Source organism: Pontibacillus chungwhensis BH030062, assembly GCF_000770675.1.
Taxonomy (GTDB): Bacteria; Bacillota; Bacilli; order Bacillales; family BH030062; genus Pontibacillus; species Pontibacillus chungwhensis.
Window position 1 is genome coordinate 41,688 of the sequence record NZ_AVBG01000015.1, and the last position, 14,181, is coordinate 55,868.

Below are 14,181 nucleotides of genomic sequence, written 5' to 3' on the forward strand. Positions count from 1 at the left end.
ACGGGAGTCTCGCAGTTTCCAGGCCCACCTTTGCCATATAAGGATGAACGAAAACATACCATATAGTGTGACATCAGATCTCCTGAAGAACTGCGGGGCCGTTCACCTCTTTAAAGACAGAGCTTGCTCGAGGACTGCGAGACCCCCGCGGGAATAGGAGCCTATCTAGTTCCGTCTCAGAGGACCTAGCCTGCAATTTAATTAGGGAATGACCCCGCAGAGAGCGAAAGTGAACGAGGAGACTTCCCAGCTCCCCGCAGGAAAGCGAGTTGTCCGCGAGCAAGCCTAAGCACTCATAAACGTAGGCGGCCCCCTTCCTGCTGAAATACCTCAACTTCAAGTGTTCTATACGAGGAGGCTTATATGGAATAGAGAAATTCAAAGAAAAAGACTGACAACAAAGTGTCAGTCTTCAGGATTGTAATATTCAACTTTTTCTAAGCGTGGGTTCGGACGGTAACGTCTTCCTTCTTTCGCTTCAGGCTTGCCATTGATCATAACATTATCACCCGTGAAGGATGTATTCATTTTCAATAAGCTACTACCTACTCCATAAATATCTACAGGAACTTTAAGCTTCTCAAAATCACGAATGCGCTCTTCAGTGAAACCACCGCTTACTACAATCTTCACATGCTGGAATCCTTCTGCATCTAGTGCCTTACGAAGGGCAAAGATTAACTCAGGATTCACGCCTCTTGGGTCAAATGTACCCATAAGGTGTTGATTTCTCAGGAAATACTTATCGACAAGAGCTCGAGATGTATCTACTCGTACACCCTTTAGTTCGTCTCCGAACTCCCTTGCGACTTTAAGCGAGTCTGTAATGACGTCGTTGTTGTAGTCTACGAGTGCTGTAAGCTCATCATTAGGGAATTGCTTATGATACGCTTTAGCTGCTGCTACGATGTCACCTTGGAACATTTGAATTAAGGCGTGAGGCATAGTTCCCATACCTTCTTTTCCCCACCATTCATTCATCGCGTGAGTCGCCTGAGCAGTTGAGCCTCCGATATAAGCAGCGTAGCCATCTCCCGCCTGTTGGGTGTAGTGATCATCACGATCCCCCATGAAGATAACAGGCTTTTGTTTTCCTGAAGCACGCGCCGCTTTTACAACGTTATATACGTTCGTCGACACCGACGTGCGACGAGAAAGAATTCCGTCAATGATCCCCTCTAAGTACCCAAAATACTGATATGGACCTGTAATGGTTAAGACTGTTTCAAACGGCTTCACACGGTCGCCATCCCTCAAGGAATGAATCTCTAACTCTTTAGGATGGTCAGCAAATGTATGAATCAGCGCGATGGCTTCATCGGTACCACATAGTACTGCATCATCTTTCTGGAAAAACTGCATAGTAATATAGTTGTCTGGAAGTGTGCTTTCAACAATATCGCGTGTTTTTAAAAAGTAAACAGCGGAGAACCAACCCTCTCGAATACGTTCGTCAAACTTAAACGTTTGATTCGTAAGACGTTTGATTTCGCCGTTCATCTTTTTTTCAATTTCTTTCATAACTTTGTAACCCCTCTTATGGTCATTCTCCTCGTAAAGCATCCATCTTCTTATAGTATAAAATTCCTTGGATTTCGACAAGTTTTATATGAGATTGGGAATTTATTCATGATCGCGTCGTAACTCTTCAAACCCAGCATGATCCATATAAACGTCACGAGGTTTACTGCCTTTAGATTCAGAGATTATGCCTTTCTCCTCCATCGTATCAATTAGACGTGCAGCACGATTATAACCTACTTTGAAACGTCTTTGCAGGAGAGAAGCACTTGCGCCATTTTGATCAATAACAAACTGAACCGCTTCCTCAAACAAATCATCTTCTGTTTCTTCGAAATTAGGCTGTTGCATCAGCTCTTCTTGCTCGAATAAATAGTTCGGAGAGGCAATCTTCTTCACATGATTGGTGATCCGCTCAATTTCCTCGTCAGATACAAAGGCACCTTGAATACGTTTTGTTTTTCCTGCTCCATTTTCTAAGAATAGCATATCTCCACGACCTAACAGTTTTTCAGCACCTGCTGAATCAACTATTGTTCTTGAGTCGACCTGAGAGGATACACTAAATGCAACACGGGTTGGAATATTCGCTTTAATAAGTCCTGTAATGACATCTACTGATGGTCTTTGGGTTGCTAATAATAAATGAATTCCACAAGCTCTTGCTTTTTGTGCGATTCGGCAAATAGCATCTTCTACGTCTTGTGGAGACATCATCATTAAGTCAGCAAGCTCATCAATCACAATAACAAGATAAGGCATTTTGTCATTAAGTCTACCTTTGGCCTTTATCTTATCATTATAGCGATCGATATCGCGAACCCCTTCCTCCACAAAACGCTCATACCGCTGCTCCATCTCTTTTACTGCCCATTTCAAGGCAGATGTTGCTGCTTTCACATCTGTAATAACAGGTGCTACTAAGTGTGGCAATTCATTATATGGAGCTAATTCTACCATCTTTGGATCGATTAACAGAAACTTTACATCTTCATGACTTGCTTTATATAACAGACTGAGCAATATTGTATTGATACATACACTCTTACCAGAACCCGTTGCTCCTGCTATTAAACCATGAGGCATTTTCTTTAAGTCTGTCACAATTGGGGAGCCCTCAATATCAAGTCCTAACCCTACCGAAAGAGGTGAGGACTCCCCTTGAAAAGCATCACTTTCAAGGATTTCTTGAAGCCCAACTGCTTCTGATTTTTGGTTCGGAACTTCAATTCCAATCGCATTTTTCCCAGGGATCGGAGCTTCCATTCTTATATCCTTTGCAGCTAAGCTCATTTTAATGTCATCAGAAAGGTTTGTTATCTTACTCACCTTCACACCGGGCTCGGGCTGTACTTCAAATCGCGTCACTGCAGGACCCTTCATGGCATTAACCACTTTAGCCTTCACATGGAAATTATGAAGCGTTGTTTCAAGCAACTGCATTTGCTCTTCAATCCATTCATCCTCACTTTCCATACGCTTCGGTGGATCATTCAATAAGTGGTAAGGAGGAATTGTAGACTGAGTAGGAGCTTTCTCTTTTGTCTCTTCCTTTTCTTCCACTACCTCTTCCTTCTTGGGAGGTTTTTCTACTTGTTTAGGTTGAGTCGATGTGACCGCCTTTTGTTGATCACGATGCCTCTTATCTCGTGGCGTCATAATGACATTGAATGGACGACTTCTACGTTTAGGGCGTTCTGGTTCTGTTGGCTTGGTTTCTAAGTTTCCTTCGTCTTTCACCTGTGTGGCTGCAATCTGTTCTTCAGCTCCACTTTCATTCTCACTATTCGTAGTTTCTTCTTTTGTTTCGCCAGTACCTTTTCCTTCATAGGATAGTTCTTGTATTTGTTGTAACGGTTCTTCCTCAAGAGATTGGTCAGCTACCATCTTCTCTGATTCATCACTATCAGAGGTTCCATTAACTGGATGTACCTCATTCGTTTCAAGTTCAAGGTTTTCTACATCTTCTGGATCCTCTTCGAACTCGTCCTTAAACGTAACTGTTTCATTTAAGGAACCCTCAGCTTCATCCGTATCAAAAGTTTCATCGACTGTATAAACCTCATTAAGATCTGAGCTATTTTCTAATTGCTCTTCCACTGTCGTTTCAGGCTCTTCCGAATAAGCATCGCCATCGGGTTTTCCTTCGTTCTCATCTTTTTCCTCAGCGCTGCTAGTTGTCTTACCCATTTCAAAACCATTAACCGCTTCCTCAGTCGCATGCTCGTCCTGGTAAGAGAACTCTTCATCCACTACAGAAACTCCCTCTTCCTCATAGGATTCATCCATTTCTAACATGGAGGGAGGAAGATAACCTTTTTCTGAATTGCTTGCGGTCTCATCTTTCACGGTCCCTTCTTCATTTTCTACTGATGGATCGTCCGCAACTTTTTCACTTGATAAGGTCTCTTCATCTGGAGAGTCTGGTTCTGTATCACGCGACCCATACATGATAATAGTCGGTGGTACGTCTTCATCATCTTCTTCCTCGTCTTCTTGATCTGAAAAATACTCTACTTCATGCGAACTCTCAATCGGGTCCTCGTGATTGAATAAGCCAATAACGTTATCCTCTTCTGGCTCTTCCACTTCCTCATCTACCTGTTCTTCTGATACAGATACTCGTTCTTCCTCTTCTTCTTGCTTAGGAGGGATCATAGACTTAGAAGGATGTGTCTCTGGCAACACTTTCGCCAATGTAGATTCATAGAGTCGGTCGTCTTCGTCTGCTTTCTTCATAACAGAAGGCAGATCATCTAATACGGTCTCACTGAAATGACCTTCTCTTTTACCATACCCGTAAATGGGCGAAGGAACATTGCTTGGTGTAAATGGAGATCCTTGTTCGAATGAGGATGGTTGGTATGTATCCTTTTTGCCCCATTCTTTATTTTGTTTAGCGTTTGAATATTTATATGAATCATAATTCGATCGTTGACTTTGAGTGCGATTGGACTGTTCATTTTTAGAATCCGTATTACGTTGACGCGGTTCTCGTTTCTGTTGACTATCAGGAATCATAGGAAAGCGAAAATTGCCTTGTTTTGGATATTGATACACCATCTTCGTTTGAAATTGCTGCTGAGTTTGTTGACCTTGCTGCTTCTGATGTTTCGTTTCATCCTCTTGCGGAAATGGGGGCTGTTGATCTTCTGGAGATTGCTCTTCTTGTCGCATTTGATGCAACCAATTTTTCATTCTATTCCACATGAAACCTCACTCTTTCTTTCGATTTTAGAATTAATCCTATTTTAACAGTTTTTCGTCTATTTGAGTGCGCCATAATGCTTGATTCTAAAAATCTTACTTTAGGCGCACAAATCCCTACACTATTCGTATCCTAAGCCTCTTTCAAGGGGGAGAGATGGCTGCCTTTTCAAATGGAACCATTTTTTTCAGACTAAGATCATAAGCACTTTCACTTACCATGTATTACAGATGAACAAAACGACCAGAGATCGTCTCTGGTCGTTTTGTTTGTCTTCTATTCATTTCAGAAACACTCACGATAAGTCGAAAGGTTGTCCTACTTCATACGTGTCTTCAAGAACAAGAATCCCTTTTTCTTTCGGTGCATCCGGAAGGCCAAGTTCTTTTGCAGAGCAAATCATACCGCTTGATGGAACACCACGAAGCTCAGCATCTTTAATTTCCATGCCACCTGGCATCACAGCCCCAACTTTAGCTACAACAACTTTTTGACCAGCGTCTACGTTTGGAGCTCCGCACACGATCTGAACCGTCTCATCCCCTAAGTCTACTTGGCAAACGCTTAATTTATCAGCATTTTCATGTTGTTCTTTTTCTTTCACATATCCAACTACGAACTTCGGTGAAAGGTCTACTTTTAACTCTTCAGCCAGTTCGTTCTTTTGGAATATGTCATGAATCGCTGTAAGCCATTCTTCCGTTAGTTGGATGGCTCCTTTTTCGTTGATATTTACGTAGGAAGAGGCGTTAAAGATATTGTACCCTAATACATTTCCATTTGACTGATCAGAGATCTTCACAACATCGCCAAAGCGTTCTTGCTTAACCTCATTACGATCTCCTTGTGATACTGGGATAATTAATACATCACCAATTCCATCTCGGTTATAAAATACTTGCATTCACTTGACTCCCTTTCTATTCCATTAATCTGATTTCGGTTTGTTTTGAGCTAAAACGAAGATAGGTTCAAGGTTTTTATCTTCATAAAGGAATGGTAACGATGTAATCGGTACACGACCTTCTGCAAAGAACTTCATATTCATCTGGGCTAAGATGTCATAACCCGAAGCATTCTGAATATCTGCGAAAATACACACATCACCATGAGGAACAGCCACAGCTAGTTCTCCCACACTTTGAGCTTTCATTTGCTCTAATAAAGATTCATTTAAGATGCGTGATGCATCATAGCCATCATTAGAGGATAAGAAATAAAATGTGTTCCCTGCGACTTCATCTTGTTTCATTCCCGTCTCAAGAGAACGAAGGTTAAAGCGCGCGATTTCTCTAATTCTTTCTTGATCTAATCCCTCTTCTTGTAACATAGCATGGTCGATTAAACGGTACGACTTCCCTAGATCTAAAGCATAATAAATACGCGTCTCTGCTGTATGTTCATCCGTAACAAGCTTTTCTCCTTCATTGGATTCCGTCGGGAAAGAAGCAGCTCGGACAACAGGGTAAATACTCTTTTCTTTACCAGATAACTGCTGTTTCTCATTCATAATGCGTAACGCTTCATGAATGTGTTCTTCTAGTTCATCAAGAGCTTGATCTTTCTTTTGCTCATACTTAGAAATAATGCCTGGTAAAGATATTTCTATTCCTTGTTTCGTATCTGCCCATTCGACACGGAATGTATCTTTATCACGGTTGAATTGAGTCTTCCATTCTGGATTCTGTAATCTAGACTCTAACAACTTCTTCATTTTAATACTCGTCATCTTCATTATTCTTCCTCCTTTATATGATGAAGGAAACATATACGTTTGTTATTTTAGCATGAATTCGATAGGGAAAAAAGTTTCTATCCTTACCCAGGTAGTCTGCTCTGTTCGAAAGAAAGAGCTGTCCTGAATGTCTTCCAGAACAGCCCTGTCTCTCATTATTTAGATAACTCTTGGATAAATGTTTCGATTTCCTCACGGGTCTTGCGATCTTTACTTACGAATCTACCTGTTTCTTCTCCATTTTTGAAAGCGACGAAGCTAGGAATACCAAAAACAGAAAGATCTGCACATAGATCAATAAATTCATCCCGGTCTACATAATAGAACTGAACATTTGTATATGTTTCTTCTAACTCCGGAAGAAAAGGTTCAATAACACGACAATCCGGGCACCATGTTGCAGAAAACAGAAGAATTGTTTGTTGATCTCCTTGGATAATCTCTTTATATTGTTCCATTGACTCTAATTGCTTCATTTAGATCGACTCCTTATTCGTACTCAATAGTCAGATCACCATATTGGATCCAACCTTTTTTTCTAAACCACTCTGATAATAACAAAGTGATAAGGGCTGGACCAACAATATGCAACAACAAAATTTGAATCAATATATCAAAAGAAAATCCATACACTTGAAAAGTCATAATTTGTCCTACGAAGCCACTAGTACCCATACCAGCTCCCGGAGCATTATTTTCTAATTGTAACCACACTGTAGCAATAGGTGCTAGAATGGCTCCCGCAATTGTAGGAGGGAGGATAAGAATCGGTTTCTTTAAAACATTCCCAACTTGAAGCATAGACGTTCCAATGCCTTGAGCTAGCCAACCACCCATTCCGTTCTCTCTATAGCTCATCGTGGCAAAGCCAATCATCTGTGCAGCACATCCAACTGTCGCAGCACCTGCTGCAATTCCACTAATGTCTAACATGAGAGCAATCGCAAGGCTTGAAATAGGTGCTGTCAACGCCCACCCCATTAATACAGCGACGATCATTCCCATAATAAAAGGACGTTGGTCGGTTGACCACTGAATGATCTCACCAAAGCTAACCATAAAGGTATTTACGGGAGGTCCGATTACAGAAGCAACGCCATACCCTACGAAAATCGTGACAAGAGGGGTTAATATGATATCTAAACGCGTTGTTTTATTGATCAGTTTTCCAGCTTCAACAGACAAAAGGGTGGCCACATAGGCTCCAGCTGGCCCACCAAGGCTAGCCCCAAAAGCACCGCTAAAGAGAGCCGTGAACATAACAAGGGGAGGTGCTTTAAGTCCATAGGCAATCGCAACGCCAATCGCTCCACCCCAAACTTTTGTATCCATAGCAAACGTTCCCATTTCCACAAGCATAGCAGAACCCGGAAGCGCAACTTGTTCACCAATTGTTTTAATAATAAGTCCAATAATTAAAGAGGAGAACAAACCAAGTGCCATATAACTAAGGGCGGTAATTACATACTCTTTCCAAGAAAGACTAACCCCTTTCTTGTGCAAAAATGCTTTGAGTTTATCCACTCCACATCAGCCTCTCATTAGTATCAATCGATTACATCTTACCGAATTACCAAATCCAAAACAACTAAAAACAAGGCTCTGTTCATGTTTATTGTTGATTCTACCCATTAGCTAGAATGGGCCGTTACGTTTATGAGTGCGTGGGCTTGCTCGGGGACAACTCGCTTTCCTGTGGGGAGCTGGGAAGCCTCCTCAGGAAAGCGAGTGGTTTCCAGGCCCGCCTTACACTCCATTAAAGCAAACAGAAACATTTTCTCAGCTTCAAAACAAAAGTGGAAGGGCACAACGTATGGCCCGGACTGAATAGCAGAATAGACCGTTTAATATAGACCGCGTAAAAAAAGCTGACCAACATGCTCGGCCAGCCTTCCTAAACGTTCGTTAGTTTGATGTTGATAGAACAATCGAGTGAACGACCTTCATCATTTTTCCAGCGTTCTCTTCCATTGCATTTAAATCAGTTTCGGTCGTCATCTTAACGCCGCCTGCTCCAACTTGTAATTCATAAGTATCTTCATCAATGGACGCAACTTTCATGTAACCAAATACGTCATCACTCTCAAATCCTTCGACAACAAGAATATTTTGGTCTTCTTTTGCCGATTGATAGAACGTCTTACTCGTTTTCTTTTCAAAAGGATTGTAAAAAAGAATAAACTGTCTCTCATCAGATTCTAAGAGGATGTTGTTAGGAGAATCAGAAATGACCTCCATGGATTCTGGTAAATACATAGATACGTTCTCAAGCTCCGTATTTAATGACAAGTCATCTACAGTTAATGAAGATTCAGCAGCTTGTTTCGCTTCTTGAATGACAGCTTCTTCTGATTTAAAGAAACCTCCAACAAACAAACCTAGCAGAATAACAACAGCTATTCCAATCAAGAACATTAATAGCCATTTAGGGTTGAAAGCTTTCACACACACTCTCTCCTTGAATAATCTCGTTACTTCCTTCAGCAACTGTTCCTATACATATCATACTATGGAATACAAATTTGACAAGTAAAGATTTCAGACTTGCAAACTGTCATATGAAAGCGTTTGTGCTACACTTTATAGTGATATACAAAAGTAATGAGAGGGGAAATTTTGATGAAACTAACCGTGTATTTAGCAGGTCAAATTCATGATGATTGGAGAAAGGACATAGAAAAGAAATCTGAGGAAAAAGGTTTACCCGTACAATTTGTAAGTCCCCAAACGAACCATGACCGTTCGGATTCTATAGGAGAAGATATTCTAGGCGAACAACCAGGAAACGTTTACCGTGATGACGTTGCCTCAAGCGTTAACAACTTACGAACCAAAGTACTCTTAAATAAATCCGATCTTGTTATTGCACTTTTTGGAGAAAAATATAAACAGTGGAATACGGCAATGGATGCAGCTACAGCAATCAACCAGGATATCCCTACTATACTCATTCGCCCTGAATCCCTACACCATCCACTTAAAGAATTATCAAACAAAGCCAACGTAACCGTCGAAACCATCGACCAAGCCTTAGAAGTAATAGAATACATTTTCGAATAGATCCGAACCTTTACAAGTAGGGCATGAAGCTGAGACATTTGTGTGTATGGGGCCGTTACGTTTGTTAAGTGGTTGGGGTGTCTGGGGAACGACTCGCTTTCCGCAGGCGGCCCCACACGACGTGGGGTCGTTCGACGTTGTCACAGGACGTGACGGTTTTAGTCGAACTTCCTCTTTCCTTTTAGAGCTTCCTCGGGGAAACCGCCCTCCGGGGTCTCGTCGACCTCTTTCTCCTGCAGGAGTCTCCCCGTTCCCCAGACACCCCTTATCAGAAGTTGTATAACGTCCCCTCAGCTCGAGCATGGCGAGGCATCAACAATACGCCCTCCTTATGTAGCATGCTTACGTCCCCTCAATATATGGCAAAGGTGGTTCGGGAAATTGCGAGACTCCTGCGGCAGTAGGAGCCTATCTAGTTACGGCGTGGAGGACCTAGCGAGACAAGTCATCTTTTTTACAAAGGCTAAACGCCTTTTCCAAAAAGCTGTCTTGTCCGTACGGTCCTAGGCACCACGCCTGCACTTTTAAACTAGGGGAGACCCCGGAAAGCGCGTAGCGATTGAGGAGGCTCCCCAGCTCGCCGCGGAAAGCGAGTGATTTCCCGAACCACCTTACTCTAAATAACGCTAATGGAAACATTATCTCAGTTTCGTATATTCCATAACATACAAAAAAGGGCGATTATTCATCGCCCTTTTTACTATAATAAAACTCGTATTGACCTTTTAATAGTTGAACAATGTGAGCAAACATACCGGATCGATTCACAAGTTCGTTCGTGAACACACCGATCGCCCCTTCATTGTGACGAACATTCTCACCCTTGGCATAATCATCAATTACCTCGCCAAGTTCTTTTCCTTTATTTAACTCATTTGCAATTGAATCGGGTAGAGGGATTCTTGCACCACCTGCGACAAACGTGTTCTCTTCAGAGTCCACTAACGCTCCCCAGTTACATAGGTACAAATCATTCTCTAATTCCATAACGCCACCTTCAAGGCCGATTCCTACAACACCTTTCTCTGTCTTGGCGCATTCTCTAGCACGATTAATCGCTCCTTCAAGTGTTTCTTCATCACAAAAAGGCTGAGAGGAAACCTTAGAGGAAACTTCAATCCCGTCCACTTGATCATGATCAAAGATTTGTTGCACAGCTTCAAGTTTTGCAGGGTTGGTAGAGCCAACGATTATTTTCATCGTTACATCCTTTCTTGGATCAAAAACCTACATATTAACGCATCAAAGGTTGTTCTATCTATTATAAGAGAACAACCTTTGAACATGTTACCCGTTTTGTTTGATTTGTTCAAGAGTATTTTGATCAGTTGTTCGAACTAGCTTCGTAATCAGTTCCTTGGCAGCAGCATAATCATCCACGTGAATCATGGAAGCGGAAGTATGAATATAACGTGAACAGATGCCAACAACAGCAGATGGAACACCTTCATTTGAAGTATGAACGCGACCTGCATCTGTGCCACCCTGCGAAATAAAGTATTGATATGGAATATCATTAGATTCAGCGGTATCAAGAATGAAATCACGGATGCCTCGATGCGTCACCATCGTTCTATCAAATATACGAAGCAATGCTCCTTTACCTAGCTGACCGAATTCTTTCTTATCTCCAGACATATCATTTGCTGGAGAGGCATCAAGTGCATAGAAAATATCTGGTTGAATCATATTAGCAGCTACTTGCGCACCACGCAACCCTACTTCTTCCTGCACCGTAGCGCCAGAGTACAACTGATTCGGAAGCTTTTCATTTTGAAGTTCCTTCATAAGCTCCACAGCAAGGCCGCAACCATATCGATTATCCCATGCTTTAGCTAAGATTTTCTTCTCGTTCGCCATTGGAGTAAACGGGCAAATTGGCACAATTTGTTGTCCTGGCTTAATGCCAATTTGTTTAGCATCATCAGCATCGTCTGCTCCGATGTCAATCATCATATTCTTAATTTCCATAGGTTTCTTGCGTTGTTCAGGAGTAAGGTTGTGTGGTGGAATAGAACCGATTACCCCTGTAACAGGACCGTTGTCTGTCATAATTTGCACTCGTTGAGCTAATAGTACCTGGCTCCACCAGCCGCCTAGTGTTTGAAAGCGAATCATTCCGTTTGGAGTGATCTGAGACACCATAAAGCCAACCTCGTCCATGTGCCCTGCAACCATAACTTTAGGTCCATCACCATTCTTCACTCCAAAAACGCCACCTAAGCGGTCTTGTATAATCTCGTCTGAGTATTTCTCAAGCTCTCCTCTCATAAAAGAACGGACAGCATGTTCATTTCCTGGAGCTCCTTGCAGCTCCGTTAAAGTCTTGAATAAATCCAGCGTTCCTTGATTCATATGTATTCATCTCCAATTTTTTATCACTTGATCTCTTCATCATTTTAACGAATGTTCTGAATTGTTTCCACCTATCTAACCCTATTATTTTCTATTTTGCTCATTTTCGTCTATACTATTAAGTATAAATCGTTTAGTAGAGAGGTGTTAGGAATGAAATTGAAACGTTCATTGTTAGCTTTAGGTATCGGTACAGTAGTCGGTGTTGTTGCTTGGAAACAGATAAGCGATAAACAGCAACTATCCCCTGAGAAGGCTCTTAAGCTTGCGAAGGAATCCTTCAAACGTCAGGGTCCTATTAGCGGCTCTTGGATCCACATGAAGACTGAGGAATTCTCAAGTGACGATCTCCCTTATACAGTTTATCGAGGAGGAGTCTCACGCTCTCTTGATGGCCAAACAAAGCAATACGAATTCTATATGGATGCCGTGACGGGCACTATTCTAGACGTTAGCGTTGTAGCCTAAATCGTACACAAAAGGTATCTCCGTAAACAGGAGATACCTTTTTCATGTTTAACGATCCCTTTTTAATTTATCCACTATCTCTCCATCACAGTTAAACTGTAAAGCTCTATAGTATGCATCATGATAAAACGTATACCAAGCCTGACGCTCATATCCATACTTCATCCAATCTTCCTTCTGATGAACAGATGTAACAGGATAATCATCATATGCTAATACCCATAGTACGTTTTGATGAGCGTGTGTGGGCATAATATCAGCCATATGTATAAAAAGTTCGTCCTCATCTGCGAACTTTATGATGCTATGACCCGCACTATGTCCACCAGTATGGATCATGTATAACCCTTCTGCAATCTCTAAAGATTCATTAAATGGATGAACTCGTGACTCAATTGGTTTCCAGTTCTCTTCCCAATATGTATTCTTTGAACGAATATTAGGAGATCTCATTTCATTCCATTCTACAGAAGAAGTATAAATGAAAGCATTCTCGAAAGCAGGAACCCACTGGCCTTCTTCCCATTTGGTTAATCCACACGCATGGTCAAAATGAAGATGGGTCATCAAAATTCCATCTATATCACTGGTACGATAGCCTATTTCTTTAAGGGAATCCTCAACGGAAGACTCTTCATCTACACCAAAATTTCTTAGTTGTTTTTCCGTCATCTTACCTTTCCCAATTCCAGCATCAATTAGGTACTTCTTACCGTCCAGTTCTAACAGAATGGGATCTGTCCTAAGTTCTATTTGATTTTTATCATTGTGTGGATATTTCCGGCTCCATAGGGGCTTTGGAACAACTCCAAACATCGCTCCACCATCTAAATGTGTTACGCCACCATTTAACCAGGTCAATTTTGCGCGTCCAACACGTAACGTTTCCATAACATCCCTCCATACTTCAATAGTTTAACACAGAGGAAAAGTTTGGTGTAAGCGTTATCAATCAGTTGGATTTGACGGAAAACGTACGCGACAACGATAGATAGGTTGTCCCTTATTCGAGAACTTCTCTTCATATTCTGTCATGACATTATAGGGGTCTTCTAACGTATGAAGGTCCAGATTAACCTCTTCAATTTTACAACCATATTGGGAAAAACTCATAAGTGAGTATTCAAAAAGGTGTTGGTTATCGGTTTTCATAACGATTTGACCATTTGGTTTCAAAACTGCTTCGTATTGTTCCAAAAAGGTATGGAACGTTAAGCGACGCTTCTCATGACGTGATTTAGGCCATGGATCAGAGAAGTTTAAATAAAGTTGATCTACTTCATTATCTCCAAACAAATCTCTGAGATCACTTGCGTCTACATTGAGGAGACGGACATTGGAAACTTGTGCATCCAACACTTTTCGAAGTGCGCCTACAATTACACTCTTAACTCTCTCTATCCCTATAAAATTAATCTCAGGATGCTGCTTACCCATTCCAGATATAAATGCACCCTTACCTGATCCAATTTCTAAATGAAGAGGCTGATCCTCTGTAAACTCATGATTCCAGTTTTCTTTTTTTGAAAAGGGCTCTTCTACAACAACATGGTTATTCTCATGCATGAAGTCATCGGCCCACGGTTTGTTCCGAAGTCGCATCTTGCCTTCCTCCTTACGATAATCAATGTATACCTTATCACGAACAAATAAAAAGTGAAAGTTTTTGTCGATACGAAGCAAAACCGTATTTCCATGAGGAAAAGAATGCTTTTTTAACTCTGGGTCCGTGTTAAGATCATATATCCCCAAATAAGATGAAATTTCATTCCAAAAAAGGTAAAAATGCTGTTGGGTTGGAAGCGCTTTCTATTTTATGATATAGAAAGTGTTC

At 41.4% G+C, this 14,181-nt stretch carries 13 protein-coding genes; 2 read left to right on the plus strand and 11 right to left on the minus strand.

Annotated features, from left to right (window positions below; all coding sequences use genetic code 11):
- Positions 1-405: 405 nt before the first annotated feature.
- The 7 genes from N780_RS16140 to N780_RS16170 form a co-directional block, all read right to left on the minus strand.
- A complete protein-coding gene (locus N780_RS16140; RefSeq protein ID WP_036786517.1) occupies positions 406-1,521 on the minus strand; it encodes a nicotinate phosphoribosyltransferase in 1,116 nt (371 codons plus the stop codon).
- Positions 1,522-1,623: 102 nt separating this feature from the next.
- Positions 1,624-4,719: a DNA translocase FtsK gene (locus N780_RS16145; RefSeq protein ID WP_232299556.1), complete on the minus strand. Its 3,096-nt coding sequence runs from the start codon at positions 4,717-4,719 to the stop codon at positions 1,624-1,626.
- A 305-nt stretch (positions 4,720-5,024) separates the two neighbouring features.
- A complete protein-coding gene (gene ytpR, locus N780_RS16150) occupies positions 5,025-5,633 on the minus strand; it encodes a YtpR family tRNA-binding protein (protein WP_036786519.1) in 609 nt (202 codons plus the stop codon).
- A 24-nt stretch (positions 5,634-5,657) separates the two neighbouring features.
- A complete protein-coding gene (locus N780_RS16155; protein ID WP_036786521.1) occupies positions 5,658-6,464 on the minus strand; it encodes a DUF1444 domain-containing protein in 807 nt (268 codons plus the stop codon).
- A gap of 155 nt (positions 6,465-6,619) precedes the next feature.
- Positions 6,620-6,940, minus strand: coding sequence for a thioredoxin family protein (locus N780_RS16160; RefSeq protein WP_036786524.1), 321 nt, complete (start codon positions 6,938-6,940; stop codon positions 6,620-6,622).
- 13 nt (positions 6,941-6,953) lie between these two features.
- Positions 6,954-7,988, minus strand: a complete 1,035-nt coding sequence (locus tag N780_RS16165) for a PTS sugar transporter subunit IIC (protein WP_036786526.1) — start codon at positions 7,986-7,988, stop codon at positions 6,954-6,956.
- A gap of 381 nt (positions 7,989-8,369) precedes the next feature.
- Positions 8,370-8,909 (minus strand): hypothetical protein, encoded by a 540-nt coding sequence (locus N780_RS16170; RefSeq protein WP_052115127.1) that lies wholly within the window; start codon positions 8,907-8,909, stop codon positions 8,370-8,372.
- Positions 8,910-9,083: 174 nt separating this feature from the next.
- On the opposite strand from N780_RS16170, the gene N780_RS16175 reads away from it, so the two are divergent.
- Entirely contained in the window at positions 9,084-9,524 is a 441-nt protein-coding gene (locus N780_RS16175) for a YtoQ family protein (RefSeq protein WP_036786528.1), read from the plus strand.
- 681 nt (positions 9,525-10,205) lie between these two features.
- Here the strand turns inward: N780_RS16175 and N780_RS16180 are convergent.
- Both N780_RS16180 and N780_RS16185 read right to left on the minus strand, forming a co-directional pair.
- Positions 10,206-10,724, minus strand: a complete 519-nt coding sequence (locus N780_RS16180; RefSeq protein ID WP_036786530.1) for a DUF84 family protein — start codon at positions 10,722-10,724, stop codon at positions 10,206-10,208.
- 87 nt (positions 10,725-10,811) lie between these two features.
- Positions 10,812-11,879 carry a M42 family metallopeptidase gene (locus N780_RS16185; protein ID WP_036786532.1) on the minus strand — a complete coding sequence of 356 codons (1,068 nt, stop codon included), beginning with the start codon at positions 11,877-11,879 and terminating at the stop codon, positions 10,812-10,814.
- Positions 11,880-12,032: 153 nt separating this feature from the next.
- Between N780_RS16185 and N780_RS16190 the strand changes: the two genes are divergently transcribed.
- The gene (locus N780_RS16190; RefSeq protein WP_036786534.1) at positions 12,033-12,347 is read left to right on the plus strand and encodes a PepSY domain-containing protein; all 315 of its coding nucleotides are present in this window, start codon (positions 12,033-12,035) and stop codon (positions 12,345-12,347) included.
- A 48-nt stretch (positions 12,348-12,395) separates the two neighbouring features.
- Here N780_RS16190 and N780_RS16195 read toward each other — a convergent pair whose 3' ends face one another.
- Together N780_RS16195 and trmB are read right to left on the minus strand one after the other, a co-directional pair.
- Positions 12,396-13,238 (minus strand): YtnP family quorum-quenching lactonase, encoded by an 843-nt coding sequence (locus tag N780_RS16195; RefSeq protein WP_036786535.1) that lies wholly within the window; start codon positions 13,236-13,238, stop codon positions 12,396-12,398.
- Between the two features lie 57 nt (positions 13,239-13,295).
- Positions 13,296-13,949 (minus strand): tRNA (guanosine(46)-N7)-methyltransferase TrmB, encoded by a 654-nt coding sequence (trmB, locus tag N780_RS16200; protein ID WP_036786537.1) that lies wholly within the window; start codon positions 13,947-13,949, stop codon positions 13,296-13,298.
- Between the last annotated feature and the right edge of the window lie 232 nt (positions 13,950-14,181).

What these genes read in the sequence shown, in the direction of transcription:
- N780_RS16190 (WP_036786534.1), top strand. Translation starts at nt 12,033, where the DNA reads ATGAAATTGAAACGTTCATTGTTAGCTTTAGGTATCGGTACAGTAGTC.
- N780_RS16175 (WP_036786528.1), top strand. Translation starts at nt 9,084, where the DNA reads ATGAAACTAACCGTGTATTTAGCAGGTCAAATTCATGATGATTGGAGA.
- N780_RS16155 (WP_036786521.1), bottom strand. Translation starts at nt 6,464, where the DNA reads ATGAAGATGACGAGTATTAAAATGAAGAAGTTGTTAGAGTCTAGATTA.
- N780_RS16145 (WP_232299556.1), bottom strand. Translation starts at nt 4,719, where the DNA reads ATGAAAAATTGGTTGCATCAAATGCGACAAGAAGAGCAATCTCCAGAA.
- N780_RS16180 (WP_036786530.1), bottom strand. Translation starts at nt 10,724, where the DNA reads ATGAAAATAATCGTTGGCTCTACCAACCCTGCAAAACTTGAAGCTGTG.
- N780_RS16160 (WP_036786524.1), bottom strand. Translation starts at nt 6,940, where the DNA reads ATGAAGCAATTAGAGTCAATGGAACAATATAAAGAGATTATCCAAGGA.
- N780_RS16140 (WP_036786517.1), bottom strand. Translation starts at nt 1,521, where the DNA reads ATGAAAGAAATTGAAAAAAAGATGAACGGCGAAATCAAACGTCTTACG.
- N780_RS16185 (WP_036786532.1), bottom strand. Translation starts at nt 11,879, where the DNA reads ATGAATCAAGGAACGCTGGATTTATTCAAGACTTTAACGGAGCTGCAA.
- N780_RS16195 (WP_036786535.1), bottom strand. Translation starts at nt 13,238, where the DNA reads ATGGAAACGTTACGTGTTGGACGCGCAAAATTGACCTGGTTAAATGGT.
- ytpR (WP_036786519.1), bottom strand. Translation starts at nt 5,633, where the DNA reads ATGCAAGTATTTTATAACCGAGATGGAATTGGTGATGTATTAATTATC.
- trmB (WP_036786537.1), bottom strand. Translation starts at nt 13,949, where the DNA reads ATGCGACTTCGGAACAAACCGTGGGCCGATGACTTCATGCATGAGAAT.